Origin of the sequence: Pseudomonas nitroreducens TX1, from assembly GCF_000313755.1 — a bacterium.
GTDB lineage: Bacteria > Pseudomonadota > Gammaproteobacteria > Pseudomonadales > Pseudomonadaceae > Pseudomonas > Pseudomonas nitroreducens_A.
Map to the genome: position 1 here is coordinate 21,147 of NZ_AMZB01000070.1, position 25,839 is coordinate 46,985.

A 25,839-nucleotide genomic window follows, 5' to 3' on the forward strand; every position below is an offset into this window, starting at 1 on the left:
TCGACGATCTGCTGCAGGACCTGGAAAAGCTCCACGCCGAATACGGCCTCAAGCTGCAGGACGCCCTGGGCGCCAGCGCGGCTGCGCAGAACGCGTTGTCCGCCGAGGCCCAGGCCAGCCGCGAAACCATCAAGAGCATGGGCAAGCTGTTCGAGGACAAGGTGGTGATGGCCGACACCCTCGATACGCCCTGGGCCGAGTTCTATGAGCAGGTCAGCAAGGCGATGGAGCAGACCTACCGCCTGGATGACCAGGTCCTGCAGTTCATCGATGGCGCCCTGCAGGAGCGCCTGGCCAGCAAGCAGCGGCAGATGGTGCTGCTGGTGGCCGCCCTGTTGGTGGTATTCGTCTCCATCGTCTACCTCTACGGCGGCTTCTACGTTTCCACCCGAACCACCCTGAAGAGCCTGGGCAAGATGATGGAGCGCGTCGCTTCCGGCGACATGACTGTCAACTTCCAGGCCCAGAGCCGCGACGAGCTGGGCGAACTGGGCGATGCCTTCAACCAGACCGTGTCGAAGATCCATGACCTGATCGAGCAGGTCGGCCGCACCGTCAGCGAAGTGGAGCGGCAGACCGTGCGCGTGGAGTCGGTGTCCGCCGAGAGCAACCAGGCGGTGGCCGGTCAGCGCAACCAGATCGAGCAGGTTGCCACGGCGATGAACCAGATGGCCGCGACCGCCCAGGAGGTCGCACGCAGTGCCGCTGTGGCAGTGGGCAGCGCGCACAACGTGAACCAGGAAACCACCAGCGGCCGCGCCCTGGTGGAGTCCCAGGTGGGCAGCATCCAGCGCCTGGCCGGCGAAATCGACGAGTCGGTGGCGGTGATCAATCAGCTGGCCGCCGACAGCGCCTCCATCAGCCGTGTGCTGGACGTGATCAAGGGCATCGCCGAGCAGACCAACCTGCTGGCGCTCAACGCGGCCATCGAGGCCGCGCGTGCCGGTGAGCAGGGCAGGGGCTTCGCAGTCGTGGCCGACGAGGTCCGCACGCTGGCCAAGCGCACCCAGCAATCCACCGAAGAGATCGAGCAGATGATCGCGCGCCTGCAGAACGGCGTGGGCGCGGCGGTGAAGGCCATGGGCAGCAGCCACCAGACCGCCGACGGCACCGTCAGCCAGTCGGCCCAGGTGCAGCAGGCGCTGGAGAACATCCTCAGCGCAGTGGGCGCCATCGTCGACCAGAACCAGCAGATCGCCGCCGCCGCCGAGCAGCAGACCGCCGTGGCCCATGACATCGACCAGAACATCGTCGAGATCAACCAGGCCGGCGAGCGTACTTCCGAAGGCGCCAGCGAGACTGAGCGCGCCAGCCGCGAACTGGCCGGGCAGGTCGTGGAGCTCAAGCGACTGATCGGCGCGTTCCGCGTCTGATCCGCAAGCGTCGGGGCGGACCCTGCGATCCGCCCCGCAACGAGGTTTTCGCCAGCAGGCCGATGCCCGTGGGTCGCATGGAAGCACCCCATCTCACGGGCATCGGTTTGTCGGTGAATTCAGGAACCTGGCGGCGGGCCCATACCCAGCAGGATCGAGCTCGCTCGCGATCGGGTTGGATGTTTCTGCGCCGCATCGGCGTGTGCTGATGTCCCTTGTTTCGCCCCCTCGGGCGACCTACTTTGGAAAGACCCAAAGGTAGGCAAAGGTCTTGCCCCTCCATCCGGTTTTTCGCCTAGGCGAAAAATGCCCTCGTTGAATCGAAGTTTCAGGGGCACGCCACGACGGGCCATCCCTGGCCCATCGTGGCTCTCGCGACATCCATGTCGCTCAACCCCTGAAACTCCAATTCAACGAGGCCTCCTGAAAGGGGCAGTCCGGAGCGTGCGGATATCTCTCTGGAAGACCTCACAAGCCAGATCTGAAGGGTAAGAGATGCGCGCGTTCCCGTAGGAGCGGATTCATCCGCGATCAGGAGAGGGCCGGAGCCCGCGCGCAAAAAACGCGGTTCAGCACCAGCCGAACAATTCCATCGCATTGCGCGTGCTGGCGCTGGCCAGTTCTTCCGGGCTGATGCCTTTCAATTCCGCCAACGCCACGCAGATCTCCGGCAGATGCTCCGGGCTGTTGCGCACGCCGGGGTACATCGATGGCGCCATGTCCGGCGAGTCGGTCTCCAGCACGATGGACTCCAGCGGAATCTCCGGCACCACTTTGCGCAAGCGGTTGGCTTGGGGCCAGGTCGGCGCGCCGCCCAGGCCCAGGCGGAAACCCAGCTTGAGGTATTCGCGGGCCTCCTCGCGGCTGCCGGCGAACGCGTGGACGATGCCCTGGCGCTTGGGCTTGTAGCGCTTGAGCGTGGCGATCATCGCCGCGTGGGCCCGACGCACGTGCAGCAGGACCGGCAGCTCGAAGTCGATGGCGATGCGCAGCTGCTCCTCGAAAATGGCCTGCTGGCCCTCGCGGTCGAGGTCTTCCAGGTAGTAGTCCAGGCCGATTTCGCCCACCGCACAAAGCTTCGGATGCCCGGCGAGGCGCTGCAGCCACTCGCGCAGCGCGGTGAGGTGTTCCGGCCGGTGTCGCGCCAGGTAGATCGGGTGCAGGCCCAGCGCGGCGTACAGGTCCGGCTCCTGCTCCACCAGCGCCCAGACATCCTCCCAGTTCTCGCGGAATACCCCCAGCAGCACCTGTCGCTCCACGCCCAGCTCGCGGCTGCGCTGCAGCACGGCGGCGCGGTCCTGCTCGAAGTCCGGGCAGTCGAGGTGGTTGTGGGTGTCGATCAGGTGCATCGCTTCACTCCGTGCGCAACTTGAGGTTGCGCGGGATCGGGTGTACGCCGGGGGTGTAGCTGTTCTGCTCGATGGCGGCCAGCGCCAGGTCCAGTGCGCGTTCGGCGATCAGCGCATGCTGCTGGGAAATGGCGTTGACCTTCAGCGGTACGAAGTCCAGCAGCTGGGTATCGCCGAAGGTGGCGATGCGCAGGTCTGCCGGCCAGCCGCTGGGCAGCGCCTGGAGCACATCGAAGACGCCTTCGAGCAGTACGTAGGAGGTGGTGATCAGCGCTTCGGGCAATTCGCCCTGGCCGGCCAGCAGTTCTTCCATCAGGCGGCGGCCACAGGCGCGGCTGAAGGTTTCGCCGTGCTCGATCAGCACCTGTCCCTTGAACTCGCGCAGGGCGCTGCGGAAGCCGGCGGCGCGTTCCTGGGAAATGATCAACTCCGGCCGCGCGCCCAACAGAGCAATGCTGCGCGGCGCCGGCTTGAGCAGGCTCGCGGTGAGGCGTTGGCAGGCGTCGCGGTCGTCGCTCACCACCGAGCAGAATTGCTGAGGATCGAGCTGGCGGTCGACAGCGACCACCGGCACGCCCGCTGCTTGCAGACGCTGATGGCTGTCGTCACTGGCCGGTAGGCAACTGGCGACGATCAGTGCGTCGCAGCGGCGCGCGCGGAACAGGCTGAGCACCTGGCGCTCGGTGTCCGGCTCGTCATCGGAGCAGGCGATCAGCAACTGGTAGCCACGCGCGCGTGCGCCCTGCTCGAGCAATTTGGCGAGCTTGGCGTAGCTGGGGTTTTCCAGGTCCGGCAGGACGAAGCCCAGGGTGCGGGTCTGCCCGCGGCGCAGGCTCGCGGCCTGCTGGTCCGGGTGGTAGCCGTGTTCCTCGATCACCGCGCGCACGCGCTCAACCGTGGCGGCGCTGATGCGGCGCTGGACGGCCTTGCCATTGATCACATAGCTGGCGGTGGTGACCGAAACACCGGCCAGGCGGGCGATATCACTGAGTTTCAACGCGGGATGCTGCCGACAATTGGGGGCTTCAAGGATCACGCATTATCGAGTAACGTGCCAGTCTCAATAGGTGAATCGATTCAGCATTGCGCACGCAGTATTGCCTGAACCCTGTTCCTGCGTCGCAACCTCTAAGCTGATCACCGAACAAGCGGATAACCGCCCCAGCGCCGGCGCGCGCGAACGCCGGTGAGGAGACAAGCGATGCTCGAATTCAACGCGCAGCAGGTCCGCATGGGCCAGCGCGCTGCCGACAAGCAGGCCGCCCTGGCCATGCTCGGCTCTGCCCTCGAAGACGACGGCCTGGTCGCCCCGGGCTACCTCGCCGGGATACAGGCCCGCGAGGCGCAAGGCTCCACCTACCTCGGGCAAGGCATCGCCATCCCTCATGGTACGCCGGAAACGCGGCACCTGGTGCAACGCACCGGCGTGCGCCTGATGCATTTCCCCGAAGGTGTGCACTGGGGCGACGGGCAGACCGTGCACCTGGCCATTGCCATCGCCGCCAAGTCCGACGAACACCTGCGCCTGCTGCAACTGCTCACCCGTGCGCTGGGCGACGGCGAAGTGGGCACGGCGTTGCGTGTCGCGCAGAAGCCCGAAGACCTCCTGCAGTTGCTGCAAGGTGGAGCGCCGCAACCGTTGTTGTTCGACGAGCATCTGGTCGGGCTCGGTGTCGCGGCCGAGGATTTCGATGAACTGGCGCTGGTCGGTGCCCGCCGCCTGAAGAAGGCGGGCTGCGTCGTCCCCGGCTTCGCCGCGGCATTGCATGACCAGGAGGCCCTGCCGCTGGGCGGCGGGCTCTGGTGGCAGGACAGCGAGCAATGCGTCACGCGTCCCGGCCTCGTCTTTGTCTCCCCCGCGCGCGAACTGAGCCATGCCGGCCAGCCGGTGCGCGGCCTGTTCTGCCTGGCTCGCCAGGGCGATGCGCATGCCGATGTACTGGGGCGCCTCGGCGACCTGCTGGTCGATGGTCGCGCTGCAGAACTGGCGAGCGCCACGTCCGTTCGCGCGGTGCTGGAGGCCCTGGGCGGCGAATTGCCGGTGGATTGGCCGAGCATTCGCGTGCCGCTGGCCAACCCCCACGGCCTGCACGCCCGCCCGGCACAGGTGTTGATGTTGCTGGCGCGGAACTACAGCGGAGAAATCCGTGTGCGTATTGCCGAGGGCGACAGCGCCGCGGTGTCGATCCGCAGCCTGAGCAAGCTGCTCAGCCTCGGCGCGCGGCGCGGGCAGATGCTGGAGTTCTTCGCCGAGCCGGATATCGCCGAGGCCGCGCTGGCAGCCGTGCGGGCGGCGGTAGAGCAGGGCCTGGGCGAAGAGGTCGAGCCGCTGCCGGAAATCGTCGAGCGGGTCGCCGACAGCGTGCCACGGGAAGAGCAGGAACGGGTGGCGATGCACGCTCCCGAAGCTGGCGCGCAACTGCAGGCCATTCCCGCCTCGCCGGGCATCGCCGATGGGCCGGCATACGTACAGGTCGCTCGTGCCTTCGAATTCGCCGCGCGCGGTGAGTCGCCGGACGTCGAGCGCCTGCGCCTGGAAGAGGCTCGCGCCACCATCAGCCGGGAGATCGAAAGCCTGCTCGCGCGCAGCCAGGTCAAGGCGATCTGCGACATCTTCGTCACTCACCAGGCCTTGCTGGACGACCCCGAATTGCTCGACGAAGTGCAGGCACGCCTGCTCGAAGGCGCCAGCGCCGAATCCGCCTGGAGTCAGGTGATCGAGCGTGTCGCCGCCCAGCAGGAAGCCCTGCGCGATGCGCTGCTGGCCGAGCGCGCGGCGGACCTGCGCGATGTCGGCCGGCGCGTGCTGGCGCGCCTGTGCGGCGTCGAGAGCGCGGCGGAGCCCGAAGACCCCTACATCCTGGTGATGGATGAAGTCGGCCCGTCGGATGTGGCGCGGCTCGACCCGGAGCGCGTGGCCGGCATCGTCACCGCACGCGGCGGCGCCACCTCCCACAGTGCAATCATCGCCCGCGCGCTTGGGATTCCGGCGCTGGTGGGCGCCGGGGAAAGCGTGCTGGCGCTGGAGTCCGGCACCGCCTTGCTGCTGGATGGCGACAAGGGCGAGCTGACGATTGCGCCGGATGCGCAGACGCTGCGCGCCGCCGAAACCCAGCGCGAGCTGCGCCGGCGTCGAGCCGAACAGGCCGAGGCGCGCCGCCACGAACCGGCGGTGACCCGCGACGGCCATGCCGTGGAAGTCTGCGCCAACCTCGGCGATACCGCCGGTGCGGCGAAAGCCGTGGAGCTGGGCGCGGAAGGCGTCGGCCTGCTGCGCACCGAGTTCGTCTTCATGGACAACCTCCAGGCGCCGGATGAGGCGACCCAGGAGATCGAATACCGGCGTGTCCTCGATGCTCTCGAAGGGCGCCCGCTGGTAGCGCGCACCCTCGATGTGGGCGGCGACAAGCCGCTGCCTTACTGGCCAATTCCCGAGGAAGCCAACCCCTACCTGGGCATTCGCGGCGTGCGCCTCACGCTGCAGCGCCCGCAGATTTTCCGCACCCAGCTGCGTGCCTTGCTCACCGCCGCTGACGGCCGCCCGCTGCGCATCATGTTCCCCATGGTCGGGCAGGTGGAGGAGTGGCGGCAGGCCCGCGACCTCACCCTCGAACTGTGCGCAGAGCTGGGCGGCGAGCATGACCTGCAGCTGGGTATCATGGTCGAGGTGCCTTCGGCCGCGCTGCTGGCGCCGGTGCTGGCGCGCGAGGTGGACTTCTTCAGCGTCGGCACCAACGACCTGACCCAGTACGCCCTGGCTATCGACCGGGGGCATCCGAGCCTGTCCGCCCAGGCTGACGGCCTGCACCCGGCCGTGCTGCAACTGATCGACATGACCGTGCGCGCGGCTCATGCCCATGGCAAGTGGGTGGGCGTGTGCGGCGAACTGGCCGCCGACCCGCTGGCGGTGCCGCTGCTCGTCGGGTTGGGCGTGGACGAGCTGAGCGTCTCGGCACGCAGCATTGCCCTGGTGAAGGCGCGGGTCCGCGAGCTTGACCTGCCGACTTCCCGTGAGCTGGCTCAGGCCGCTCTGACCCTGTGCTCGGCGGCGGACGTGCGCCAGAGTGTCGCCCTGGCGCTGCCGGAGGTGCACTGATGGCCCGCATCCTGACCCTGACCCTGAACCCCGCGCTGGACCTCACCGTGCGCTTGCCGAGGCTTGCGCCCGGCGAGGTGAATCGCAGCGAGTCGGTGCTCAGCCAGGCCGCCGGCAAGGGCGTCAACGTCGCCCAGGTATTGGCTGACCTCGGCCATTCCCTGACGGTCGCCGGCTTTCTCGGCGCGGACAACCCACAAGCTTTCGAGGCGCTGTTTCGCCGCCGGGGTTTCATCGATGCCTTCGTCCGCGTGCCGGGGGAAACCCGCAGCAATATCAAGCTCGCCGAAGGTACCGGGCGCATAACCGATATCAATGGGCCCGGCCCTCAGGTTGGCGAGGCGCAGCAGGACGCGCTGCTGGATCGCATCGATCTGATTGCCGCCGATTGCGAGATCGCGGTAGTCGCGGGCAGCCTGCCGCGCGGCGTCGATCCCCAGTGGTTGCGCGAGCTGCTGCTGCGCCTGCAGGGCCACGGTCTGAGAGTTGCTTTCGACTGCAGTGGCGCTGCGCTGCGCGCCGGTATCGAGGCCGCTCCCTGGCTGATCAAGCCCAATGACCAGGAACTCGGCGAGGCCTGTGGACAACTTGCCGGCAGCGCCGATGAACTGGCCGCGCAGATCCAGTCGTTGCGTGCCCGTGGCATCGAGCAGGTGGTGCTTTCCCAGGGCGCTGAGGGCGTGCGCTGGTTCGGCCCGCTGGGCGTCTGGCAGGCGGTTCCGCCGAAGGTGGAGGTGGCCAGCACGGTGGGCGCCGGCGATTCGCTGCTGGCCGGCATGGTCCATGGCCTGCTCGCCGGCTGGCCGGCCCAGCGCGTGCTGCGCCAGGCGACTGCGGTAGCCGCGCTGGCGGTGACTCAGTTCCAGTTCGGCATCGGCGATGCGCAGCGGCTCAAGCGCATCGAGGACGCGGTGCAGGTTCAGGCTCTGGCGCCGAGCCAGGCCTGAGCAAGAGAACAACAAGAGGTATGACGATGAACCTTGCCCTGATTACGGCCTGCCCAAACGGCCAGATTTCCAGCGTGCTCAGCGCTCGCCTGCTGCGTGCGGCGGCCGAGCGGCTGGGCTGGTCGGTCTGTGTCGAGCAATACCACCCGCAGCATCCCGAGCGTCAATTGAGCGAAGGTCAGATTGCCGCTGCCGACTGGGTGCTGGTGGTCAGCACCCAGTCGCTGGATCTGTCGCGTTTTGCCGGCAAACGCCTGGTCCAGGCCCGGCCTGCCGAGGCGTTGGTAGAGCCGGCGGTCTTCCTCCAGCGTGCGGCGCAGGAGGCCAGGGTCTGGCAGCCCGGCGAGCCGTCGGGTGCGCCGGCGGAAGTGACGAACGCGGCGAAAATCGTTGCGGTGACCGCCTGCCCGACTGGCGTGGCGCACACCTTCATGGCTGCCGAGGCACTGCAACAGGCGGCCCAGCGGATGGGCATCGATCTGCGGGTGGAAACCCAGGGCTCGGTGGGGGCGCGCAATCCGTTGACCGCAGGGGACATCGCTGCCGCCGATGTGGTCCTGCTGGCGGCGGACATCGAGGTCAACCCCGAGCGTTTCGCCGGCAAGCGCATCTTCCGTTGCGGCACCGGCGTGGCGCTGAAGCAGCCGCAAGCGACCCTCGAGCGCGCGCTGAAGGACGCGAAGTCGGAGGCTGCCTCGTCCGCCGCCAGCGGTGCGGCACCGACAAGGAGTGAAGCGCGCGGCGTCTACAAGCACCTGCTCACCGGCGTGTCCTTCATGCTGCCGATGGTGGTGGCGGGCGGCCTGCTGATCGCGCTGTCGTTCGTTTTCGGTATCGAGGCCTTCAAGCAGCCGGGCACCCTGGCGGCAGCACTGATGCAGATCGGCGGCGACGCGGCGTTCAAGCTGATGGTGCCGATGCTCGCCGGTTACATCGCCTGGTCCATCGCCGACCGTCCGGGCCTGGCGCCGGGGATGATCGGCGGTCTGCTGGCGAGCACGCTGGGCGCCGGCTTTCTTGGCGGCATAGTCGCCGGCCTGCTGGCGGGTTATTCGGCGCGCGCGATTGCCCAGTGGATTCCACTGCCGACCAGCGTTGCGGCGCTCAAGCCGATCCTGATCATTCCCCTGCTGGCCAGCCTGTTCACTGGCTTGGTGATGATCTACGTGGTGGGGTCGCCGGTGGCGGCGATGATGCGCTCGCTCACCGACTTCCTCGCCGGCATGGGCACCACCAATGCCATTCTGCTCGGCCTGCTTTTGGGCGGGATGATGTGCGTGGACCTCGGCGGGCCGATCAACAAGGCGGCCTATGCGTTCTCGGTCGGTTTGCTCGCCTCGCAGAGCTATGCACCGATGGCGGCGGTGATGGCCGGCGGCATGGTGCCGCCGATTGGCATGGGCATCGCCACGCTGCTGGCGCGGCGCAAGTTCGCCCAGAGCGAGCGCGAGGCCGGCAAGGCAGCGTTGGTGCTGGGGCTGTGTTTCATCTCCGAGGGCGCGATTCCCTTTGCCGCCAAGGACCCGCTGCGGGTGATCCCGGCGAGCATCGCCGGTGGCGCGCTGACCGGCGCGTTGTCGATGCTGTTCGGCTGCAAGCTGCTCGCGCCCCATGGCGGGCTGTTCGTGCTGCTGATCCCCAACGCGATGAACCATGCGTTGCTTTATCTGTTGGCAATTGCCATCGGCAGTCTGGTGACCGGTGTGCTCTATGCGCTGCTCAAGCGCGGCGAGGCGGCGCCGATGATGGTGATGGGGCAGGTGTAGAACGGGATTTGCCGTGGCGTAGGTGTGGACTCCGCGAGTGGTACCGGCGCGATGCGGAGCTATCGCGGACGGAGTGCGCTCCTGCGCATCCTCAGCACCGAGGTGGCGGATAACCCGTTCCGGGGTATGTGCCCTACGCGGCTGAACTCCGTGCTTGGTATTCCCTCTCCCTAACCCTCTCCCTGAAGGGAGAGGGGACTGGTTTGGTGCCGGCTGAAAACATTGGCGTCAGTTGGCACGGATAGCTCCCTCTCCCTTCAGGGAGAGGGCGGGGGAGAGGGCGAGGGCCTGCGCAGGACTTTCAGACAGGGCGTGGCTGCAATCAGGCGCTGCGTCGGTGACGTTCTTCGACGGCCTGCGCCGGAACCGGCAGGCGGTGCGAGTCGCCGCGGCCCATGGGGAAGTATTCGAAGCCGTAGCGCGCCACGCGCTCGGGGTCGAACAGGTTGCGCCCGTCGAAGATCACCGGGGACTTCAGGCGGCTGGCCAACAATTCGAAATCCGGCGCCTTGAACTGCCGCCATTCGGTGCAGATCACCAGGGCATCGGCGCCGCCCAGGGTCGCTTCCGGAGTGCCCATCAGGGTCAGGCGTTCATCGTGACCGTACAGGCGCTGCGCTTCGGGCATGGCTTCGGGGTCGAATGCGCGGACCTTGGCGCCGGCGGCCCACAGGGCTTCCATCAGGGTGCGGCTGGGCGCGTCGCGCATGTCGTCGGTGTTGGGTTTGAACGACAGGCCCCAGAGCGCGAAGGTGCGGCCCTTGAGCTTGCCGCCGTAGTAGCTGCGGATACGCTCGAACAGCTTGCTCTTCTGCCGCTGGTTGACCGCTTCCACGGCACGCAGCAGGTCGCTGGAGCAGTGCGCTTCCTCGGCGCTGTGGATCAGGGCCTGGACGTCCTTGGGGAAGCATGAACCGCCATAGCCGCAGCCAGGGTAGATGAAGTGGTAGCCGATGCGCGGGTCGGCGCCCATGCCCTGGCGTACGGCTTCGATGTCGGCGCCCAGGTGCTCGGCCAGCTCGGCCATCTGGTTGATGAAGCTGATCTTGGTGGCGAGCATGCAGTTGGCGGCGTACTTGGTCAGCTCCGCGCTGCGCAGGTTCATGCTCAGGATGCGGTCGTGGTTGCGGTTGAACGGCTCGTAGATCTCGCGCATCACGTCCAGCACCTCGGGGCTTTCGCAGCCGATGACGATGCGGTCGGGTTTGCGGCAGTCGGCCAGCGCCGAGCCTTCCTTGAGAAACTCGGGATTGGAGACGATCTCGAAGTCCAGGCTGCGGCCTTCTTCGGCCAGCACGGCCAGCACCTTGGCCTTCACGCGATCGCCCGTGCCCACCGGCACGGTGGACTTCTCGACGATGATCACTGGCTGGGTGCGGTTGCGGGCGATGCCTTCGGCCACCGCCAGCACGGCGCGCAGGTCGGCCGAGCCATCGGGCAGCGGCGGTGTGCCGACGGCGATGAACTGCACGCGGCCATGGGCGGCAGCCTCGGCGACGTCACTGGTGAAATGCAGGCGTCCCGCTTCCAGGTTGTCCTTCACCAGCTCGGCGAGGCCCGGTTCGAAGATGCTGATCTGGCCGCGCTTGAGCTTGGCGATCTTGTCGGCGTCGATGTCCATGCACAGGACGTCGTGGCCCACCTCGGCCATGACCGCGGCCTGCACCAGGCCTACATAACCGATTCCGAATACGCTGATTTTCATACTGTGCTCTCCCGGATAGGGACTCGAAGCGGGGTGGGGGTCAGTCGAACTGCGCGTGCTCGTGGCGAGCGTCGCTGGGTTTGATGACGGTTGTTCTGTCGGGGCGGCGGGGCGCATTGATCGCGATCACGCCGGCGATCACCAGGGCGACGCCCAGGGTGCGCGGCAGGCTCAGGGGCTCGCCGAGGCCGGGCAGCACGGCGGCGCCGAGGTAGACGAGGGCGTAGCTCAGGCTCAGCCAGGAATAGGCGCGGCTCAGCGGCAGGTGTTTGAGGGCGAGCAGCCAGCAGAGCATCGACAGCGCGTAGGCCAGCACAGCGCCGGCCAGGGCCAGCAGGGCGGGGATGTCGAGCTGTGCCAGGTCGAATGGCCAGTGCGAGGGCAGGCGTGACATGCTCCAGCGCATGCCCAGCTGCGCACTGCTCACCAGCAGCACGCTGCCCAGGGCGAAAGCGATGCCGCGCTTCACGAGTGCATCCCCAGCAGGGCGACGCCGCCGACGATCAGCGCTACGCCGAACCAATGGCGCGCATCGATGCGCTCGCCGAACAGGCGGCTCGCCAGCAGCGTCACCAGCACGAAGTTCAGGCTCAGCATGGGGTAGGCGACGCCTACTTCCAGGCGCTGCAGGACCAGCAGCCAGAGCAGCAGGCCGCCGCCCAGGCAGGCGATGGCCAGCAGCAGCCAGGGCGAAAGGAGTTTCGCCGCGATGCCGGCCGGCGCATCGCGCCAGCTTTCCACGGCGAATTTCTGCGCCAGTTGGCCCAGGCAGGTAAGCAGGCATACGCAGGCCAGTAGCAGGGCGGTCATGGCGCGGCCTGCGGAATCAGCAGGACCACCAGGTGGTTCTGCCGGTAGCTGATGGCGTCGCTGGGCAGCATCGCCAGTTCGGCTTCATCGCTGGCGCTGTTGACCCGCATGACCACGCCGATGGAGCCTTCGGCGCGGGCGCGGTCGACCCAGGCATGGATACCTTCGGGGGGGATGCTGCGCCCCTGGCCTTCGGGATAGCCCAGGCCGAACTTCAGCTCGCCTTCGGTGTTGAACAGCGTGATGTCGTTGCGCTGGGTGCGCCAGGCCAGGGCGGTGGCGGCTCCGAGATCATTGCTCAGCAGGCTGCGGGCGCCCTTGAGCTGGTCGAGGTGCTCGGCGATGAACGGGTCGGGCATCTTGCTGTTGACCATCTTGTTCGGCATTGCATTGGGCACCAGCGCCACCAGCAGCCAGGCGGCGAAGGCCGGGGCTGCCCAGAAGCGGCTGGGCCGCAGCAGTTGCAGCAGGCCGGCAAGCAGCCAGGCGATGCAGACCAGGGTGATCATCAGCACGCTGGGAAGTTCGTCGTGGTACTGCGGGTGGCGGGCCTGCATGAACAGCAGGCCGGCCAGCGCGCTGCTGCCCAGCAACAGGTTCAGCGCGCCGTTGAGTTTCAGGGTGATCAGCTTGCGCTGCTGCAGCGCACGGCCGAGGGCGTCGGCCATCAGCAGGGCGAGCGGAGCGAAGCACGGCATGATGTAGGTCGGCAGCTTGCCCTTGGCCAGACTGAAGAACAGGAAGGGCATGACGAACCACAGCAGAAGGAACAGCAGCTTCGAGTCGCGCCAGCCTTTCATCCCGTTGCGTAGGGCCGGGAAGATCAGCACCGCCCAGGGCAGCGCACTGGCGAACAGCAGCGGCACGAAGAACCAGATCGGCCGGCCGTGCTGGGCGTCGTCAGCGGCGAAGCGGCGGATATGCTCGTGCCAGAAGAAGAAGTCCCAGAACTCCGGTTCGCGGGCATTGATCAGCAACGCCCAGGGGGCGGCGACCAGTACAGCGACCAGCACCGCAAGCGGGCCATAACGCAGCAGCTCGCCGACGCGTTTCTGCAGCACGGCGTAGGGCAGGCCGACGAGAACCGGCAGCAGGAAGGCAAGAAAGCCCTTGGTCATGAAGCCGAAGGCGCAGGCGACGCCCAGCAGGCTCCAGGCGGCGAAGCGACCGCGCGCGGTGCCGGCGTCGAAGGCAAACCACAGGGCACCGAGGCTGAGGTTCACACACAGGGTGAACTGCGGATCGAGGTTGGCATAGCCGGCCTGGCCTGCGATCAGCCCGAAGCTCAGGTACAGCATGCCCGCGGTCCAGGTGCGGCGCGGGTCATTCCACAGCCGGCGGGCGACCAGCAGTACCAGCAGGGTACTCAGCGCGGTGACCAGCGCTGAGGCGAAGCGCACGCCAAACAGGTTCTGGCCGAACACCGCCTGGCTGGCTGCGGTCAGCCAGTAGCCGCCGGTGGGCTTCTCGAAGTAGCGCAGGCCGAGCAGGTGCGGGGAAACCCAGTCGCCGCTCTGCAGCATGGCCTGGCTGATCTGCGCATTGCGCGACTCGTCGGGAATCCACAGGCCGTGGAAGGCCATCGGCAGCAGGATGCACAGCACGAAGGCGGCGAACAGCGTCGGGTAGGCCAGGCGGTTCATGCGCGCTGCACCCCCAGCCAGCCTTCGCGGCCGGCCAGTTCGCCGCGCACGAGGCTGGCGACGGGCAGGGTGGTCGGATCGTCCGGTAGCAATCGGCCCAATGGGACGAAGCGGATGCCGCCGGCCCGTGCCTGGGCCAGCAAGCGGCGGAAGTCGTGGGCCATGAGAATGCCCTCGACCTCGGCGTGAATGGTGTACACGTTCAAGGCGTCCATGTCGAAGCGGGAAAGGATGTAGTCGTTGAAGGCGGACGGCGCCACCTGCGGGCCGACGACTTCGTCGAAGGTAGGCATGTCCACCGGGATCTGCGGGGTGCCAGCGCGGCCGTCGGCCAGCCGCGGGCGGAACAGCGAGCGGCCCCGGCAATCGCTGTTGTAGCGGAAGCCAAAGCGCTCCTTGGCTTCCACGGTGCGCTCGTCGGCGCGCCAGCCGGCCACCGCCGAACACTCCACCGGGTTGCCGAGGATGTCGGCGAGGGTGTCCACCCCACGGCGGATCTGCTGCTCCAGTTGTTGTGCGCTCCAGCGGCCGGCGTTGGCCTGCCAGCCGTGGTGGTCCCAGGCGTGCAGGCCGACTTCATGGCCGGCGTCCTGGGCCCGCCGCATCAGGTGGCCCAGGTCGCGGCCGATCGGTTTGCCCGGCCAGGCGGTGCCGGCCAGCAGGATGTCCCAGCCGTATAGCCCGGCGGCGTTGGAGCGCAGCATCTTCCACAGGAACTGCGGACGGATCAGGCGCCACAGGTGGCGGCCCATGTTGTCGGGGCCGACGCTGAAGAAGAAGGTCGCCTTGACGTCGGCTTCCTCGAGCATGTCCAGCAACCGCGGCACGCCATCACGGGTGCCACGGTAGGTGTCGACGTCGATGCGCAGGCCCGCTCTCATCAGGCGATGCTTTTCTTCAGCGGGAAGGCGTGGGGTTGGGCGCCGGAGCGCTCGGCCAAGGCTTCACGGAGGAAGAAGTCCAGGGTCTTGCCGATGGTGGCGGAGAGCTCCACGCTCGGCTGCCAGTTCAGCAGGCGACGGGCGTTCTCGATGCTCGGCTTGCGGTGCGACACGTCCTGGTAGCCGTCGCCATAGAAGCTGCGGCTCTCCACTTCGCGGAAGCCGGCAAACGGCGGGAACTGGTCGCGCAGCGGGTGGGCCTCGAACTGGCGCAGCAGCTCTTCGCCCAACTGGCGGATGCTGGCTTCGTTGTCCGGGTTGCCGATGTTGATGATCTGCCCGTCGCAGCGGCTACCCTCGTTGTCGATGATGCGCGCCAGCGCCTCGATGCCGTCGTCCACGTCGGTGAAGCAGCGCTTTTGCTCGCCGCCGTCGACCAGGCGGATCGGCGTGCCTTCCACCAGGTGCAGGATCAGCTGGGTGATGGCGCGGGAGCTGCCGATACGGGCCGAGTCCAGGCGGTCCAGGCGCGGGCCCATCCAGTTGAACGGACGGAACAGGGTGAACTTCAGGCCCTTCTGGCCGTAGGCCCAGATGACGCGGTCGAGCAGTTGCTTGGAGACCGAATAGATCCAGCGCTGCTTGTTGATCGGGCCGACGATGAGGTTGGAGGTGTCCTCGTCGAAGTTGGCGTCGGTGCACATGCCGTACACCTCCGAGGTGGAGGGGAAGATCACGCGCTTGTTGTACTTCACGCAGTAGCGGACCAGCTTGAGGTTTTCCTCGAAGTCCAGCTCGAACACGCGCAGCGGGTTGCGGGTGTATTCGATGGGCGTGGCGATGGCCACCAGCGGCAGGACCACGTCGCATTTCTTGATGTGGTATTCGATCCACTCGGTGTGGATGCTGATGTCGCCTTCGACGAAGTGGAAGTCCGGGTTGCCCTTCAGGCGTTCGATGGCGTCGGAGCCGATGTCCAGGCCGTAGACCTCGTAGTTGCCGCCCTGCAGCAAGCGCTCGGAGAGGTGGTTGCCGATGAAACCGTTGACGCCAAGGATCAGCACGCGGGTCTTGCGCTTGGGTTTGCCGACTGCGCCGTGCAGGCGCGAGCCATCCACCAGGCCCATCTCGCGGGCCAGTTGCGGGCCGGCGAGGAACAGGCCGCTGTCGTTCTGCTGGCCGGAGAGGATTTCCAGCGAGTCTTCGCCGCAGGCGATGCGCAGCGGGTCGACCGACAGCACCGAGCCGGGGGCCATGCCGTTGTTGCCGGCAGTGACGCGCGAACTCCAGACGATCAGCTTGCGATCCCCCACCGGGGCAAAGGCGCCCGGATAGGGCTGGGTCACGGCGCGGACCAGGTTGTGCAGCTCGCGGGCCGGGCGCTTCCAGTCGATCAGGCCGTCCGCCGGGGTGCGGCGACCGAAGTAGCTGGCGCGGGATTCGTCCTGGGCGACTTCCTGCAGCTCACCTCGGGCCAGGCGCGGCAGGGCGGAGGCGAGCAGCTCGCGGGTGGCTTCGCGCAGCTTGCCGTGCAGCGCCAGGGCGGTGTCGTCGGGGCCGATGGCAACGCTCTGCTGGGCGAGGATGCCGCCGGCGTCGGCACGCTTCACCATACGGTGCAGGGTCACGCCCGTCTCGGTCTCGCCGTTGACCAGCACCCAGTTGGCCGGGGCGCGGCCGCGGTAGCGGGGCAGCAGCGAACCGTGCAGGTTGTAGGCGCCCTTGGTGGCGCAGGCCAGGAGTTCTTCGCTGAGCAGGTGGCGGTAGTAGAAAGAGAAGATGTACTGCGGCTGCAGCTCGCGAATGCGCGCGACCCACAGCGGGTGGTTGACGTCTTCCGGAGCATGCACCGGGATGCCGAGGCGCGCGCAGAGCTGCGCGACCGAGCCGTAGAAGCGGTTTTCCTTGGGATCGTCGGCGTGGGTGAAGACGGCGTCGATCTGGTAACCGGCGGCGAGAAGTGCCTCGATGCCGGCGCAGCCGAAGTCGTGGTAGGCGAAGACGATGGTCTGCTGGGTCATGGCTGGATGGACTCGAGAGAAGGGGAAGAAGAGGTGATCAGGGCGCGCGGCGTCTCGCTGCGGACGATGCGCTCGATGAAGAAGCGGGGGCGGGCGCGCACATCGTTGTACATGCGGCCCAGGTACTCGCCGAGCAGCCCCATGCCGACCAGTTGCACGCCGGTGAACATGAACAGCACGGCGAACAGCACGAACACGCCGTGGCCGGCCCAGGCGGCGCCGAACAGCAGGCGCAGCACCAGCAGCATCAGCGCGAAGGCGAAGCCGGCCACCGCCATGCCGCCGCCGACGAAGGACAACAGGCGCAGCGGCGAGGTGGTCATGCAGGTGACCAGGTCGAACATCAGGTTGATCAGGCGCAGGAAGTCGTACTTCGACTCGCCATGCTCGCGCTCGGCATGGGCGACGAGGATCTCGCTGGTGTGGCGGGCGAAGCTGTTGGCCAGGATCGGGATGAAGGTGCTGCGTTCGCGGCAGGCGAGCATGGCCTTGACGATGCTCGAGCGGTACGCGCGCAGCATGCAGCCGTAGTCGTTCATCGCCACGCCGGTGGAGCGCTGCACGGCGAGGTTGATCAGCTTCGACGGCCAGCGGCGCAGGGCGGAATCCTGGCGCTGCTGGCGCACGCTGCCGATCACGTCATAACCCTTGGCGGCTTCGGCGACCAGGCGCGGGATTTCTTCCGGCGGGTTCTGCAGGTCGGCGTCGAGGGTGATCACCAGGTCGCCCTGGCACTGCTCGAAACCGGCCATGATCGCGGCGTGCTGACCGTAGTTGCGGTTGAGGATCACCGCCACCACGTGGCTGCCCGGCGCCTGCGCGGCTTCCTGCAGCAGGTCGGCGGAGCTGTCGCGGCTGCCGTCGTCGATCAGCACGATCTCGTAGTCGCGGCCCAACTGTTCGCAGGCGGCGGTGGTGCGGCGCAGCAGCTCGGGCAGGCTGGCCTCTTCGTTGTACACCGGGATGACGATGGACACACGATTGATCGGATAGGGTTTCACGGTGGCGTTACCGAAGCAGGGTTTCGATGGCGTCGACCACACGGTCCTGGTCGGCCTGGGTCATGTCGGGGAACAGCGGGATGGAGACGATTCGCGAGGCGTTCCACTCGGTGTTGGGCAGTTGCACGCGCGGGTAGCGCTTGCGGTAGTAGCTGTGCAGGTGGCTGCCGATGAAGTGGATGCCGCTGCCGATGCCGCGCTGCTGCAGGCCCTGCATGAAGGCGTCGCGGTCGATGCCGCAGCGCTCCTGGTCGATGCGCAGCACGTACAGGTGCCAGGCGTGATGCTGCGGGTACTCCGGCACTGCCAGAGGCTGCACGGGCAGGTGCGCCAGGCGCTCGGCGTAGGCGGCGGCCAGTTCGGCGCGGCGGGCGTTGATCGCTTCGAGCTTGGGCAGCTGGACCAGGGCGATGGCGGCATTGATGTCGGTGAGGTTGTACTTGAAGCCCGGTTCCACCACCTGCGCCTGCGGTTTGCGCCCGTGGGTCAGGCGGTCGTAGGCGTCGACGCCCAGGCCGTGGAACTTCAGCGTGCGCACGCGGTTGGCCAGGACTTCGTCGTCGGTGACGAACATGGCGCCTTCGGCGCAGGTGAGGTTCTTGATCGCGTGGAAGGAGAAGATCGCCGTGCCGCGCTGGCCCACCGGACGGCCGCGGTAGAAGGTGCCGGCGGCGTGGGCGGCGTCCTCGATAACGGGGATGCCATGGCGCAGGGCGAGTTCGTCGATCGGGTCCATGTCGCACGCGGCGCCGGCGTAGTGCACCGGGATGATGGCTCGGGTACGCGGAGTGATCGCGGCCTCGATGCGTGCGGCATCGGTCATCAGGGTGTCGCGGTCGACATCGACGAACACCGGCGTGGCGCCCAGCAGGCTGATCATGTTGACGGTGGAGACCCAGGTCTGCGACGGGGTGATCACCTCGTCGCCCGGTCCGATGCCCAGGGCCAGCAGCGCCAGGTGCATGCCGCCGGTGGCGGAAGACAGCGCCACGGCGTGGCGGCAGCCGATGGACTGGCCGAAGCGTTGTTCGAGTTCCGAGTTCTTCGGTCCGGTGGTGATCCAGCCCGAGCGCAGGACTTCATTGACCGCGTGGATCTCCTCGTCGCCGATGCTGGGACGGGAGAAGGGGAGAAATGGCATTTCCATGGGGTGTTCCAAAGGCCGCGGCGGCTCTGTCAGGGGATGAGAGAACGCTACGGTGGAGATCGTTAAGAAGCCGTTAAGTGGATGTCGTCTTTCCGTTCGTCTGTCCGACTTGCGACATGCAGCATCGGAAGGCTGGAAGTTCTTTGAGTGAACGGTCTGAAAACGACAAGTCGTTGTCGGAAATCGCTGTTGAACACTCGTTCATCCTTGGCTATGGTGGCCCCACGCTCCTGCGGACCCTTCTGCAGGACATTCCGTCATTCGGATGAGGCCCTTGCATGCGTTATTCGTCGCTTGTGGACAGGATGGTCGGACCCGGCGTCGCCGCCTGGGACATTCACTACGCCGCCATCGCCGCCCAGCGCGCCGGCCGCGACGTGATCGTGCTCAGCGTCGGCGACCCGGATTTCGCAACTCCGGACTTCATCACCGATGCCGCCATTTCCGCCTTGCGCGACGGCGATACCCACTACAGTGACGTGGCCGGCAAGCCTGCGCTGCGCCAGGCGATTGCCGCCCTGCATGAACGACGCTTCGGCCAGAAGGTGGCCGCCGAGAACATCATCGTTGTCGCCGGCGCTCAGAACGGCCTGTTTGCCGCCGCGATGTGCCTGCTGGAGAAGGGCGACGAGGTCATCACCTTCGACCCCGTCTACGTCACCTACGAAGCCACACTGAAGTCCACCGGCGCTGTGCTGGTGGGGGTTCCAACCCGTCCGGAAAATGGTTTCCGCCCGCTGGCTGGCGACATTGCCGCAGCGATCACCCCGCGCACCAGGGCGATCTTCCTCGCCAACCCGAGCAACCCCACCGGTGTCGTGCTCGACCGCGAGGAACTGCTGGCCATCGCCGCGCTGGCCGAGGCTCACGACCTCTGGGTGGTAGTGGATGAGGTCTACGAGGGCCTGACCTTCGAGCGTGAACACCAGAGTTTTGCTGCCCTGCCGGGCATGGCCGAGCGCACCCTGAGCATCGGCAGCCTGTCGAAATCCCATGCCATGACGGGCTGGCGCGCCGGCTGGATAGTCGCCAACCCGACCTTGGTCGGGCACCTGGAAAACCTTGCGCTGAACATGTTCTACGGCTTGCCCGGTTTCGTGCAGGAAGCCGCCCTGGTGGCGGTGGAACGCCACGACGAGGTGGTTTCGGCGATGCGCGAGATCTACCGTCGTCGTCGAAACCTGGTGGTCGCCGCGCTGAACGATTGCCCGCGCGTGAAAGTGCTGTCGCCTGAAGCCGGCATGTTTGTCATGGTCGACGTACGCGACACCGGGCTCAGCTCGCTGGACTTCTCCTGGCAGCTGTTCCATGCCACCGGCGTTTCGGTGCTCGATGCGGCGGCCTTCGGCCCGCAGGCGGAAGGTTTCGTGCGGATGTCGTTCGGTTTGAGCGACGAGAGCATGGCCGAGGCCTGTGCGCGGATCATTCGATTCGTTGAGACCCTACCGGCGAAAGCTTCGCCCGTAGGAGCGGACCTTGTCCGCGAATCGAACCCAGGTGCGGCGGCGGATCGCGGACAAGGTCCGCTCCTACAAGAGCCGACGCAGCCCACGAACAAGCCGGTGATCGAAGTCCGGGATATCCACAAGCGCTTCGGCGATTTCGAGGTGCTCAAGGGCGTGTCGCTGTCGGCGTGCGAGGGTGAGGTGATTTCGCTGATCGGCGCCAGCGGTTCGGGCAAGAGCACGCTGCTGCGCTGCATCAACATGCTGGAGATTCCCAACCAGGGCTCGGTCACCGTCAGTGGCGAGACCATCGGCCTGACCCGCAACCGTCACGGCGAGCCGGCGGTGGCCGACCAGAAGCAGCTCACCCGCATCCGCTCGCAGTTGGGCATGGTGTTCCAGAGCTTCAACCTGTGGCCGCACCGCACCGTGCTGGAGAACCTGATCGAGGCACCGACCTTCGTCCTCCACGAGAGCAAGGCCGAGGCCCGCGAACGCGCCGAGGCGCTGCTGGAGCGCGTTGGCCTGGCCGAGAAGCGCCACGAGTACCCGGCCTTTCTTTCCGGCGGCCAGCAGCAGCGCGTGGCCATTGCCCGCGCGCTGGCCGTGCGGCCGAAAGTGATGCTGTTCGACGAGCCGACCTCGGCGCTGGATCCTGAGCTGGTGGGCGAAGTGCTGAAGGTGATCCGCTCGCTGGCGGAGGAGGGACGGACCATGATCCTGGTCACCCACGAGATGGCGTTCGCCCGCGACGTGTCCAGCCATGTGGCGTTCCTGCACAAGGGCCTGATCGAGGAGGAGGGCACCGCCGAGGAGGTCTTCTCGCGGCCGCGCAGCGAGCGCTGCCGGCAGTTCGTCAACGCGCACCAGAATCGCTGACCGATGCCGCGCTGTCGGCGCATCGATGAGCGTGACCCAACACTAAATAAAACAAGGCAGGGGATCACGATGAACAAGAAAGGTCTGTGCAATCTGATGGTGGGGGCGGCGATGCTGATGGCCGGCGTGGCAAGCGCCCAGGCCGAGACGCTCCGCTTCGCCCTGGCCGCCGAACCCTATCCGCCGTTCTCGCAGAAGCAGCCCGACGGCAGCTGGGTCGGTTTCGAGCCGGACCTGATCCGCAAGGTCTGCGCCGAGATGAAAGCGACCTGCGAGATCGACGAAGTGGCCTGGGATGGCATCATTCCGGCGCTGCTGGCGAAGAAGATCGACGTGATCTTCAACTCGCTGTCGATCACCGATGAGCGTGAGAAGCAGATCGCCTTCAGTCGCCCCTACTACGACACCCCGGTGGCCGTCGCCGCGCCCCAGGCGGTGGACGTGCAGATCAGCCCCGAAGGCCTGAAGGGCAAGACCATCGGCGTGCAGATCTCCACCGTCAGCTCCAACTACCTGAAGAAGTACTACGAGAAGATCGCCGACGTGCGCTACTACGACACCCAGGATTCGGTGAATGCCGACCTGGTGGCCGGGCGCATCGACCTGATGATGGCCGACGGCATCGCCGTAGCGTCCTTCGTCAAGTCGCCGGACGCCCAGGCGGCCGGTATCGTCAACAAGGGCGAGGTGAAGTACGACCCGATCTTCGGCCGGGGCGTCGGCGCCGGCCTGCGCAAGGACGACACCGCGCTGAAGGCGAAGATGGACGAAGCCATCGGCAAGCTGCTCGCCAGCGACGACTACAAGGCGCTGTCGGACAAGTACTTCGGCATGAGCGTCGCGCCCAAGCAGTGATCAAGCCGTGAGCCGGACCCGTGCCCGCTGCGGGCACGGGGTTGACCCTGAGCCTCCCATCCTGGAGACGGCCATGCAAAGCATCTTCGACCTGATCGGCTTCGGCCCCTCCGGCTGGGGCCCGGCCCTGCTCAAGGGGCTGCTGGTCACCCTGCAGATTTCCGTTGGCGCCTTCCTCGTCGGCCTGCTGATCGGCCTGGCCGCGGCCAGTGCCAAGATCAATGGGCCACGGCCGCTGGCGATGCTCGCGCGCGGCTACACCACGCTGTGCCGGGCGGTACCGGAGCTGCTGCTGATCCTGCTGTTGTTCTATGTCGGCTCCATGGGCCTGAACCAGTTCTTCGAATGGCTCGGCTACGGCCAGGTGAAACTCAACGGCATGATGGTGGCCATCGTCGTGCTCGGTCTGGTGCAGGGCGCCTACGCCTCGGAGATCTTCCGTGGCGCGATTCAATCGATTCCCTATGGCCAGATCGAAGCGGCGCGCGCCTACGGCATGCACGGCTTCGGCCTGTTCCGCCGGGTGACCCTGCCGATGATGGCGCCCAACGCGCTGGCCGGCATGGCCAACCTCTGGGTCAACCTGATCAAGGACAGCGCGCTGATCAGCGTGGTGGGCACCAACGAGCTGCTCTACACCGCCAAGCAGGCCGCCGGTTCTACCCGGCACTACCTGACCTTCTACCTCACCGCGGCGGCGCTGTATTACGTGCTCACCGTGCTGTCCAACCTGTTCGCGGGCTACCTGGAGCGGCGCTTCCGCCGCTGGATTCCGGCGGTTTGAGCGAGGCGCGGCGATGAACGAACACTGGCTATTCGTCTACGGTGCCCTGTTGCTCAAGGGCCTGGGCACCACCCTGGTGATCCTGCTGATTTCGGCCACGCTGGGCTTCGTGCTGGCACTGGGCGTGGCGCTGGCGCGGATGTCGCGCAACTTCCTGGTCTCGCGCCTGGCGCTGGCGTACACCAGCGTGATTCGCGGCACGCCGCTGCTGGTGCAGATCTACATCTTCTACTACGGCCTGGGCAGCCTGTTCGCACAGTTTCCGCTGATCCGCGGCAGCTTCCTCTGGCCGTATCTGCGCGATGGCTTCTGGTACATCGTGATAGCGCTCATCCTCTCGGTCGGCGCCTATGTCGGCGAGGTGGTTCGTGGCGGCCTGAAGGCCGTGCCGCGCGGCGAGCTGGAGGCGGCCTCGGCGTTTGGCATGAACCGCACCCTGGTGCTTTACCGCGTGTGGCTGCCACGGGCCATTCGCCTGCTGCTGCCGACCCTGGCAGGGGAGAGCGTGATGCTGCTCAAGTCCACCGCGCTGGCGTCCACCATCGCCGTGGTCGACCTGCTCGGCGCGGCCAATGTCGTGCGTGCGCAGACTTTCCAGGTCTATGAGCCATTGCTGCTGGTGGCGGCGATCTACATCTGCCTGACCTTCATCATCGAGGCGCTGTTCGCCTTGCTGGAGCGCGCCACGCCGGTGCGCCGCGAGGCCCGGAAGACGATGCAACGGAGCTGGCTGGGCAAGCGCAGGCCACGCACCGCCGTGTGAACGCCTGATCAGGCATAGGCGCCGCGGCGGAGCCCTTCCACCCAGCAGCGGCTGAGTTCGAGGCCGTCGGCGGCGCTGAAGTTGGTCGGGTTCAGGCACCACTCCAGCCACAGTCCATCGAGCATGGCGGAGAGGCCGATGGCGGCGAGACGCGGGCGCGCCACTCGGAAACCCTCGGCGCTGGCGAGTTCGCTGATGAGTTTTTCCAGAATGGCGAGGTAGCTGTGGTAGCCGCGCTCGTGCGCTTCGTTCACCGGCGGCGAGTGGCGGATCAGGCTCCAGAATACCACCCAGGGGCTGAGCAGATCGGGGTCCAGCACCTGGGGTGAGAAGGATCCGGTGAGGAAGGCCTCCATGCGTGCGGCAGGGTTGTCGCCGACCGCATCGACCTGTTCGTAGAGCGCCTGGGTGACCTCGCTGGCGAGGGTTTCGTAGGCCTGTGCGACCAGCGCGTCGATGCTGCCGAAATGGTGGTTCACTAGCCCCACGGCAACGCCGGCTTCCTTGGCGATGCGGCGCACCGAAATGCCCGCGTGGCCATTGGCGACCAGGCACTTGAGGCAGGCGCGCACCAGATGGTCGCGGCGTTCCTCGGGTGTGGTGCGCTGGGCTTTCTGGCGAGGGATATCCAAGGGGCGGCGTCCTTTTGCGGCGTGCCTGAAATCGGCAAGTGGTTCCGATACTAGGAGGCGCTGCCGAAGATTTCCATGGGCGATTCGGACAGAGGAGAGGACGTGATGATCGAGGATGTGTCCTTCAGCATACCGGGCGACTCGGGCGCGCAGCTGCGTGTTCAGGCGTGGCGTATCGATGGCGGCAAGCCGGGGCCCAAAGTGCACCTGCAGGCGGGCGTGCATGCCGACGAAATCGCCGGGATGCTGGTGCTCCACGAACTGCTGCCGCGCCTGAGCGAGGCGGCGCGCAACGGCACGTTGAACGGCAGCGTGACAGTGGTGCCGCAGGCCAATCCCATTGGTATCGGGCAGTTCCGCCAGGGGCGCATCCTCGGTCGTCATCACGATGCGAGTGCGCGCAATTTCAATCGCGGCTTCATCGCCTCGGCGGCCGCGAGCGGCACGCTGGACAACCTCACGCTGTGGCAGAAGCGCCTGGCCGAACTGGCCGCGCCGGCGGACGTCGTGCTCGACCTGCACACCGACGACGAGGCGCTGCAATACCTCTACGTCCACGAGTGTTTCTGGCCCGCCGCCCAGGACCTGGCCGCGGCGCTGCGCGCGGAGCTGGCGATCATCTGGGAAGGCGATGGCGACGGCGCCTTCGAAGAGGTGGTGATCGCCCCGTGGCTGGCCGAGCAGCGTTTCGCCGGGCGTCTGGTGGCGACGGTGGAACTGCGCGGGCAGGGCGACGTCAGCGATGCGCTGGCGCGGCAGGACGCGGACGGGCTCTATCGCTTCCTCGGAGCGCGTGGCGTGGTCACCGATGCCGGCCCATTGCCGGAGTGGAAGGGCGTCGCTACGCCCATGGGCTTCATGGAAACCGTGTTTGCACCGGCTGCCGGCGTGCTGGTGTTCGAGCGTGAGTTGGGCGAGTACATCGAGGCGGGCGAGCGCTTTGCGCGTATCGTTTCGCGCCCTGGCGACTCAAGCAGTGAGCACATCCTGCGGGCGCCGCAGAGTGGATTATTCGCCACCCGTTACCGTGACCGGCTGATTCCCCAGGGGGCTATCGCGGGCAAGTTTACCGGCACAGCGCCTTCGAGCACCTGGAGTGCCGGGGCGCTGGATCCTTGATGTGCTGCTCTTCGTAGGAGCGAGCTTGCTCGCGAACAAACCCCGCTGCAGGGGTCGGGTTCGCGAGCAAGCTCGCTCCTACAGGGCTATGCATTACAACCAGACGGCGTTCCAGAAGGGATATTCACGAAGTGATTTGACCAGTCCTGCGCGCAAGGGATTGGCGACCAGATAGCGGGCTGCGGCTTTCAGGTCTTCGTCACGGCGTAGAGCGCGGTCGTGATAGCCCGATTGCCATACCTTACCTGTGCGCTTCAGTGCTTTGTTGATCGAGATCGCGGTGAGTGATTTCAGCCGCCGCATGAAGTCACTCAATGAGTCGTTTTCGAGCTGGACCAGGCAGTGAACATGATCTGGCATCAACACCCAGGCGAGGAGATCGGCGTGCGCCTCGTTGTGGAGTTCTCGGGCGGCTGCGCAGCACGCACTCCAATCCCGTAATAGCAGCTCGCGCTGATGAGTGACCGTGGTAACAAAGTAGATTTGCCCAGGAATCGAGAAACGTCCGCTGCGCAAATCCTTGCCGTGAAAACTCATCGCCAGTTCCTCAGGGAAGCCAGCGTCAAAAATCGCAGAGGAGATGGGGCCTGCCTGTAGGAGCGAGCTTGCTCGCGAACCTGTGG

21 protein-coding genes and 1 pseudogene are annotated in these 25,839 nt (G+C 66.8%); 10 read left to right on the forward strand and 12 right to left on the reverse strand.

The window, feature by feature from the left end:
• Positions 1 to 311: 311 nt before the first annotated feature.
• Together C167_RS35415 and C167_RS35420 are read left to right on the forward strand one after the other, a co-directional pair.
• Positions 312 to 515 (forward strand): annotated as a pseudogene (locus C167_RS35415) (HAMP domain-containing protein); the annotation flags it as partial.
• Positions 516 to 668: 153 nt separating this feature from the next.
• A complete protein-coding gene (locus C167_RS35420) occupies positions 669 to 1,373 on the forward strand; it encodes a methyl-accepting chemotaxis protein (RefSeq protein ID WP_371318962.1) in 705 nt (234 codons plus the stop codon).
• A gap of 569 nt (positions 1,374 to 1,942) precedes the next feature.
• Here the strand turns inward: C167_RS35420 and C167_RS0102870 are convergent.
• Together C167_RS0102870 and cra are read right to left on the reverse strand one after the other, a co-directional pair.
• Entirely contained in the window at positions 1,943 to 2,722 is a 780-nt protein-coding gene (locus C167_RS0102870) for a TatD family hydrolase (RefSeq protein WP_017516750.1), read from the reverse strand.
• A 4-nt stretch (positions 2,723 to 2,726) separates the two neighbouring features.
• Complete coding sequence (gene cra / locus C167_RS0102875; RefSeq protein WP_017516751.1) at positions 2,727 to 3,719, reverse strand: catabolite repressor/activator; 993 nt, start codon at positions 3,717 to 3,719, stop codon at positions 2,727 to 2,729.
• A 204-nt stretch (positions 3,720 to 3,923) separates the two neighbouring features.
• Here cra and ptsP point away from each other — a divergent pair, with 204 nt between their 5' ends.
• From ptsP to C167_RS0102890, 3 genes are read left to right on the forward strand one after another with little or no spacing between them, the layout of a single operon-like run.
• Positions 3,924 to 6,818, forward strand: a complete 2,895-nt coding sequence (gene ptsP, locus C167_RS0102880) for a phosphoenolpyruvate--protein phosphotransferase (RefSeq protein ID WP_017516752.1) — start codon at positions 3,924 to 3,926, stop codon at positions 6,816 to 6,818.
• On the forward strand, positions 6,818 to 7,765 hold the full coding sequence (pfkB, locus tag C167_RS0102885) for a 1-phosphofructokinase (protein WP_017516753.1): 948 nt from the start codon (positions 6,818 to 6,820) through the stop codon (positions 7,763 to 7,765). Before ptsP ends, pfkB begins: the two co-directional genes overlap by 1 nt.
• A gap of 26 nt (positions 7,766 to 7,791) precedes the next feature.
• Positions 7,792 to 9,531: a PTS fructose-like transporter subunit IIB gene (locus C167_RS0102890; protein ID WP_017516754.1), complete on the forward strand. Its 1,740-nt coding sequence runs from the start codon at positions 7,792 to 7,794 to the stop codon at positions 9,529 to 9,531.
• A 322-nt stretch (positions 9,532 to 9,853) separates the two neighbouring features.
• Here the strand turns inward: C167_RS0102890 and C167_RS0102895 are convergent, their stop codons facing one another.
• The 8 genes from C167_RS0102895 to arnB are packed head-to-tail and all read right to left on the reverse strand — an operon-like array spanning position 9,854 to position 18,739.
• Positions 9,854 to 11,236: a UDP-glucose dehydrogenase family protein gene (locus C167_RS0102895; RefSeq protein ID WP_017516755.1), complete on the reverse strand. Its 1,383-nt coding sequence runs from the start codon at positions 11,234 to 11,236 to the stop codon at positions 9,854 to 9,856.
• Between the two features lie 40 nt (positions 11,237 to 11,276).
• A complete protein-coding gene (gene arnF / locus C167_RS0102900; RefSeq protein ID WP_017516756.1) occupies positions 11,277 to 11,705 on the reverse strand; it encodes a 4-amino-4-deoxy-L-arabinose-phosphoundecaprenol flippase subunit ArnF in 429 nt (142 codons plus the stop codon).
• Complete coding sequence (arnE, locus tag C167_RS0102905) at positions 11,702 to 12,046, reverse strand: 4-amino-4-deoxy-L-arabinose-phosphoundecaprenol flippase subunit ArnE (RefSeq protein ID WP_017516757.1); 345 nt, start codon at positions 12,044 to 12,046, stop codon at positions 11,702 to 11,704. The genes arnF and arnE overlap by 4 nt, the downstream gene beginning before the upstream one ends.
• Positions 12,043 to 13,689 carry a lipid IV(A) 4-amino-4-deoxy-L-arabinosyltransferase gene (gene arnT / locus C167_RS0102910; RefSeq protein ID WP_017516758.1) on the reverse strand — a complete coding sequence of 549 codons (1,647 nt, stop codon included), beginning with the start codon at positions 13,687 to 13,689 and terminating at the stop codon, positions 12,043 to 12,045. Before arnT ends, arnE begins: the two co-directional genes overlap by 4 nt.
• Positions 13,686 to 14,573, reverse strand: coding sequence for a 4-deoxy-4-formamido-L-arabinose-phosphoundecaprenol deformylase (arnD, locus tag C167_RS0102915; RefSeq protein ID WP_416774171.1), 888 nt, complete (start codon positions 14,571 to 14,573; stop codon positions 13,686 to 13,688). The genes arnT and arnD overlap by 4 nt, the downstream gene beginning before the upstream one ends.
• Positions 14,570 to 16,591 (reverse strand): bifunctional UDP-4-amino-4-deoxy-L-arabinose formyltransferase/UDP-glucuronic acid oxidase ArnA, encoded by a 2,022-nt coding sequence (gene arnA, locus C167_RS0102920; protein WP_017516760.1) that lies wholly within the window; start codon positions 16,589 to 16,591, stop codon positions 14,570 to 14,572. The genes arnD and arnA overlap by 4 nt, the downstream gene beginning before the upstream one ends.
• Positions 16,588 to 17,592: an undecaprenyl-phosphate 4-deoxy-4-formamido-L-arabinose transferase gene (arnC, locus tag C167_RS0102925; RefSeq protein ID WP_017516761.1), complete on the reverse strand. Its 1,005-nt coding sequence runs from the start codon at positions 17,590 to 17,592 to the stop codon at positions 16,588 to 16,590. Before arnC ends, arnA begins: the two co-directional genes overlap by 4 nt.
• A 7-nt stretch (positions 17,593 to 17,599) precedes the next feature.
• On the reverse strand, positions 17,600 to 18,739 hold the full coding sequence (arnB, locus tag C167_RS0102930) for a UDP-4-amino-4-deoxy-L-arabinose aminotransferase (RefSeq protein WP_017516762.1): 1,140 nt from the start codon (positions 18,737 to 18,739) through the stop codon (positions 17,600 to 17,602).
• Between the two features lie 278 nt (positions 18,740 to 19,017).
• On the opposite strand from arnB, the gene C167_RS35365 reads away from it, so the two are divergent.
• The 4 genes from C167_RS35365 to C167_RS0102950 all read left to right on the forward strand — a co-directional run bounded on the left by C167_RS35365 (position 19,018) and on the right by C167_RS0102950 (position 23,465).
• On the forward strand, positions 19,018 to 21,063 hold the full coding sequence (locus C167_RS35365; protein WP_017516763.1) for an aminotransferase class I/II-fold pyridoxal phosphate-dependent enzyme: 2,046 nt from the start codon (positions 19,018 to 19,020) through the stop codon (positions 21,061 to 21,063).
• Between the two features lie 69 nt (positions 21,064 to 21,132).
• Positions 21,133 to 21,918, forward strand: coding sequence for a transporter substrate-binding domain-containing protein (locus C167_RS0102940; RefSeq protein ID WP_017516764.1), 786 nt, complete (start codon positions 21,133 to 21,135; stop codon positions 21,916 to 21,918).
• Positions 21,919 to 21,991: 73 nt separating this feature from the next.
• Positions 21,992 to 22,702 (forward strand): ABC transporter permease, encoded by a 711-nt coding sequence (locus C167_RS0102945; protein ID WP_017516765.1) that lies wholly within the window; start codon positions 21,992 to 21,994, stop codon positions 22,700 to 22,702.
• 13 nt (positions 22,703 to 22,715) lie between these two features.
• Complete coding sequence (locus C167_RS0102950; RefSeq protein WP_017516766.1) at positions 22,716 to 23,465, forward strand: ABC transporter permease; 750 nt, start codon at positions 22,716 to 22,718, stop codon at positions 23,463 to 23,465.
• An 8-nt stretch (positions 23,466 to 23,473) separates the two neighbouring features.
• On the opposite strand, the gene C167_RS0102955 is transcribed toward C167_RS0102950, so the two are convergent.
• A complete protein-coding gene (locus C167_RS0102955; protein ID WP_017516767.1) occupies positions 23,474 to 24,097 on the reverse strand; it encodes a TetR/AcrR family transcriptional regulator in 624 nt (207 codons plus the stop codon).
• 105 nt (positions 24,098 to 24,202) lie between these two features.
• Here C167_RS0102955 and C167_RS0102960 point away from each other — a divergent pair, with 105 nt between their 5' ends.
• Complete coding sequence (locus tag C167_RS0102960) at positions 24,203 to 25,216, forward strand: succinylglutamate desuccinylase/aspartoacylase domain-containing protein (RefSeq protein WP_017516768.1); 1,014 nt, start codon at positions 24,203 to 24,205, stop codon at positions 25,214 to 25,216.
• A 93-nt stretch (positions 25,217 to 25,309) separates the two neighbouring features.
• Here the strand turns inward: C167_RS0102960 and C167_RS0102965 are convergent, their stop codons facing one another.
• Positions 25,310 to 25,753: an REP-associated tyrosine transposase gene (locus C167_RS0102965; protein ID WP_017516769.1), complete on the reverse strand. Its 444-nt coding sequence runs from the start codon at positions 25,751 to 25,753 to the stop codon at positions 25,310 to 25,312.
• Between the last annotated feature and the right edge of the window lie 86 nt (positions 25,754 to 25,839).